This is a genomic window from Ruminococcus sp. CAG:379 (assembly GCF_000434255.1).
Lineage (GTDB): Bacteria > Bacillota > Clostridia > Oscillospirales > Ruminococcaceae > Ruminococcus_F > Ruminococcus_F champanellensis.
The window spans coordinates 67,382-70,959 of the sequence record NZ_FR894900.1 but is presented as its reverse complement, the minus strand read 5'-3'; the positions used below and the strand labels follow the sequence as shown (position 1 = coordinate 70,959).

The window sequence follows — 3,578 nt, the reverse complement described above, 5'->3', positions numbered from 1 at the left end:
CGGGAGTACCCCTGCTGGCGCTGCTGGGGTTACTGTGGTACGGAGAGCAGCTGCTTGCGGCATTCGGCATACAGAAAAAAATCATTCCCAGAAGCAGGCGTTTCTGGCTGCCGCTCCTGGGAATGCTCATCCTGTTCTATTTGCTGCGCAATGGGATCAGTATGCTAGCTCCACCCCGGTGAAGCTGGATTTTGGTGCGCCGGAGGATGTTTTGTTGCCGCCGGTACTGCCGAGGGCAGACTGAAGGTCATCAAACTCACCCTGCTGGTACATCTGATCCAGATAATCCATTACATCATCAAAGGTGATGCCGAACTTGTCCAGGGTTTCCTTGTATTCACCCTCGTAGTACTTCTGGAGGTAATCCGGCACGGTGCCGTCCTTCTCATAAGCCGGGAATACGGTATCCGCATCCTGAATGAGCTGGGTGTAGTCCTGCATGATCTGATCGCTGTTCTTCCAGAACACGCTGGTGCTCTGAAACACGATAAAGAGCAGCAGAATGCTCACCACAGACAGAATGATGCCTGCGATGGACAAGCCCTTGCCGCCCCGGTGCGTGGCAAGAGAAATGATGCCCAGTATGATGGAAATGGGCGCTGTGATCACGTTGAGGCAGCAGCAGCACATCAGCACAATGCTGCAAATACCCAGTACCAGGGACGCAATGGCGAAGCCCTTCCGCTCCTCCGGCACCGGCTGCTGGGGCTGCATGGACTGCCAGCTGTTGGGGTACTGATTGGGATACTGGTTCGGATACTGATTGGAATAGTCCTGTGGATTCATGTTTGTCCTCCTCAAAGCGGCGTGGCTGAGCCTGCCGCATGTTTGGTGTTGCCGTTATATGCCGATCTCCCATTCCCAGTTGCGAACGGAGAGCTCGTCCAGATTGTAGGGGGTTCGCTGGTATACGCAGTAGTTGAGCCAGTTGGAAAACATCAGATTGGCGTGGCACCGCCAGGTCACTCGTGGAGTCCTGGTAGGGTCATCCTCCGGAAAGTAATGATAGGGGATCTGAATATCGATGCCCTTGTCCCGATCCCGGAAGTACTCCTGGGCAATGGTATCCCGGTCGTACTCGGAATGACCGGTGATAAAATACTGTCTGCCGTTTTTGTTGGCAACGATATGCACCCCGGACATGGGGGAACTGGTGAGGATCTCCAGCTGGGACACCTGTTCAATATCTGCCCGGCGGATCTCCGTATTCCGGGAATGGGGCACATAGAAGCACTCGTCAAAGCCCTTCAGCAGCAGGGAATGCTCCACCTCCACCACATGGGGGAAGATGCCGAACATTTTCTGCGCCAGGGGGTATTTGGGTATGCCGAAGTGGTAGTACAGCCCGGCCTGCGCCGCCCAGCAGATATGCAGGGTGGAGAACACATGGGTCTTGGACCACTCCATGATCTGGCAGATCTCATCCCAGTAATCCACCTGTTCATAAGGCAGATGCTCCACCGGCGCCCCGGTGATAATCATCCCGTCATAATGTTTGTCCTTGATCTCCCCGAAGGTGGTATAGAAGGTTTCCAGATGGCTCAGGGAGGTATTCTTGGAAACGTGGGACGCTACATGCATCAGTTCAATATCCACCTGCAAGGGGGTATTGCTGAGCAGCCGCAGAATCTGGGTTTCGGTTTCGATTTTCTTGGGCATGATGTTGAGAATCAGGATCTTCAGCGGACGGATGTCCTGCTGCTCCGCCCGGTCATGGGTCATCACGAAAATATTCTCGTTCTGTAAAATCTGATATGCGGGCAAATCCTGTGAAATCCGGATCGGCACAGCCGTCACTCCTTTCCTGCTGATTTGTGCTGCCCTGCACGGAAAGTGCTGATGAGCAACGCTTCATCAGCACTTTGTCTGTTCATCAAACCGGATGAATCCGCTTTGCAGCATCTCCGTGTACGCCGTCAATGCCGTACTGTTGATTACGGCGGCGTTCAAAGAACTTCACTGCAACCTGACCGAACTGTGCATAGCTTAGTACGTCCTCGTCCTGGGTGATCCACTCTGCACATTCCTTGCGGATCTTATCCAGTTCCGGCTCCAGCAAATCTGCCGGACGGCAGTCGATGGGCTTTTCGTCCCCGATGATCTTCTTGCGGAATGCAGGATCGATGGGCACCGGCGTTCTGCCGTACTCGCCCCGGACAATGCCCTTGAATTCCTTGGTCACAGTCTTGTACCGCTCCCCCATAATCACATTGAACACAGCCTGTGTGCCCACGATCTGGGAGGTAGGTGTTACCAGGGGCGGGTATCCTGCATCCTTCCGGACTCTCGGTACTTCCTGGAGTACCTCGTTGAGCTTATCCTCCTTGCCTGCCTGCTTCAGCTGGGACAGCAGGTTGGAAAGCATACCGCCGGGCACCTGGTAAATCAATGCATTGGCGTCAACCGCCAGCATCTTGGGATCCAGCAGACCGCTGTCCAGATACTTCTGACGCAGTTCCATAAAATAGGAGCGGATCTCGGTCAGCAGCATCAGATCAAGACCGGTATCATAGGGCGTACCCTGGAGGGCAGCCACCATGGACTCGGTGGGCGCATGGGATGTACCCAGCGCCAGAGGGGACATAGCGGTATCGATCACATCCGCACCGGCTTCAATGCCCTTGAGCAGGCACATGGACGCCAGACCGGAGGTGTAGTGGGTGTGCAGCTGGATGGGCAGCTTTACGTTTGCCTTGAGTGCCTTCACCAGACGCTCGGTGGCATAGGGCGTCAGCAGAGCCGCCATATCCTTGATGCAAATAGAGTCCGCACCTGCTTCCTCAATCTGCTTTGCATATTTTACATAGTATTCCTCGGTGAATACATCCCCCAGAGTGTAGGAAATTGCCACCTGGGTATGTGCGCCTTCCTTCTTTGCCGCATCGATGGCGGTTTTCAGGTTCCGGATATCGTTCAGCGCATCAAAAATCCGGATCACGTCAATGCCGTTTGCCACAGACTTCTGTACAAAATACTGCACCACATCGTCTGCATAGTGCCGATAGCCCAGCATATTCTGACCACGGAACAGCATTTGCAGCTTGGTGTGGGGCATGTGCTTTTTCAGCGTACGCAGACGCTCCCAGGGATCCTCGTTGAGAAACCGCAGGCAGGCATCAAAGGTCGCACCGCCCCAGCACTCGATGGAGTGATAACCCACCTGATCCAGCTTTTCCAGAATCGGCAGCATCTCAGCAGTGGTCATACGGGTTGCGATCAAGGACTGGTGTGCGTCACGGAGCACGGTTTCCGTAATCTTTACTTTAGCCATATCTTTCACCACTCTTCCGCACAGAGCGGAAAATCCTTTCTATCAGAGTTTAGGCAATGGTCACCAGAACATCGTCAGAATTTACGGTATCGCCCTTGCTGACCAAAATGCTTGTGATCTTGCCGTCGCAGCTTGCAACAATGTCATTCTCCATCTTCATTGCCTCCAGGATCACAACGGTCTGACCTCTGGAAACGGTATCCCCGACTGCAACCTTGATATCCAGGATCGTGCCGGGCATGGGTGCCTGTACCTTCTCCCCTGCACCGGCAACAGGTGCTGCTGCGGGGGCGGGAGCTGCTGCGGG

The 3,578-nt window shown here is 54.4% G+C and carries 3 protein-coding genes and 2 pseudogenes (1 of these 5 cut by a window edge); 1 reads left to right on the top strand and 4 read right to left on the bottom strand.

Annotated elements, in window-relative coordinates; all coding sequences use genetic code 11:
• Positions 1 to 182 (top strand): annotated as a pseudogene (locus QVO51_RS07095) (hypothetical protein); the annotation flags it as partial.
• Here the strand turns inward: QVO51_RS07095 and QVO51_RS07090 are convergent.
• From QVO51_RS07090 to QVO51_RS07075, 4 genes and pseudogenes are all read right to left on the bottom strand, one after another.
• The gene (locus tag QVO51_RS07090; protein WP_022357818.1) at positions 157 to 786 is read right to left on the bottom strand and encodes a DUF4190 domain-containing protein; all 630 of its coding nucleotides are present in this window, start codon (positions 784 to 786) and stop codon (positions 157 to 159) included. The pseudogene QVO51_RS07095 and the gene QVO51_RS07090 sit on opposite strands and share 26 nt — an antisense overlap.
• A gap of 54 nt (positions 787 to 840) precedes the next feature.
• On the bottom strand, positions 841 to 1,788 hold the full coding sequence (gene metA, locus QVO51_RS07085; RefSeq protein WP_022357817.1) for a homoserine O-acetyltransferase MetA: 948 nt from the start codon (positions 1,786 to 1,788) through the stop codon (positions 841 to 843).
• An 85-nt stretch (positions 1,789 to 1,873) separates the two neighbouring features.
• Entirely contained in the window at positions 1,874 to 3,271 is a 1,398-nt protein-coding gene (locus QVO51_RS07080; RefSeq protein WP_022357816.1) for an oxaloacetate decarboxylase subunit alpha, read from the bottom strand.
• Between the two features lie 49 nt (positions 3,272 to 3,320).
• Positions 3,321 to 3,578 (bottom strand): annotated as a pseudogene (locus QVO51_RS07075) (biotin/lipoyl-containing protein); it runs 154 nt beyond the window's last position.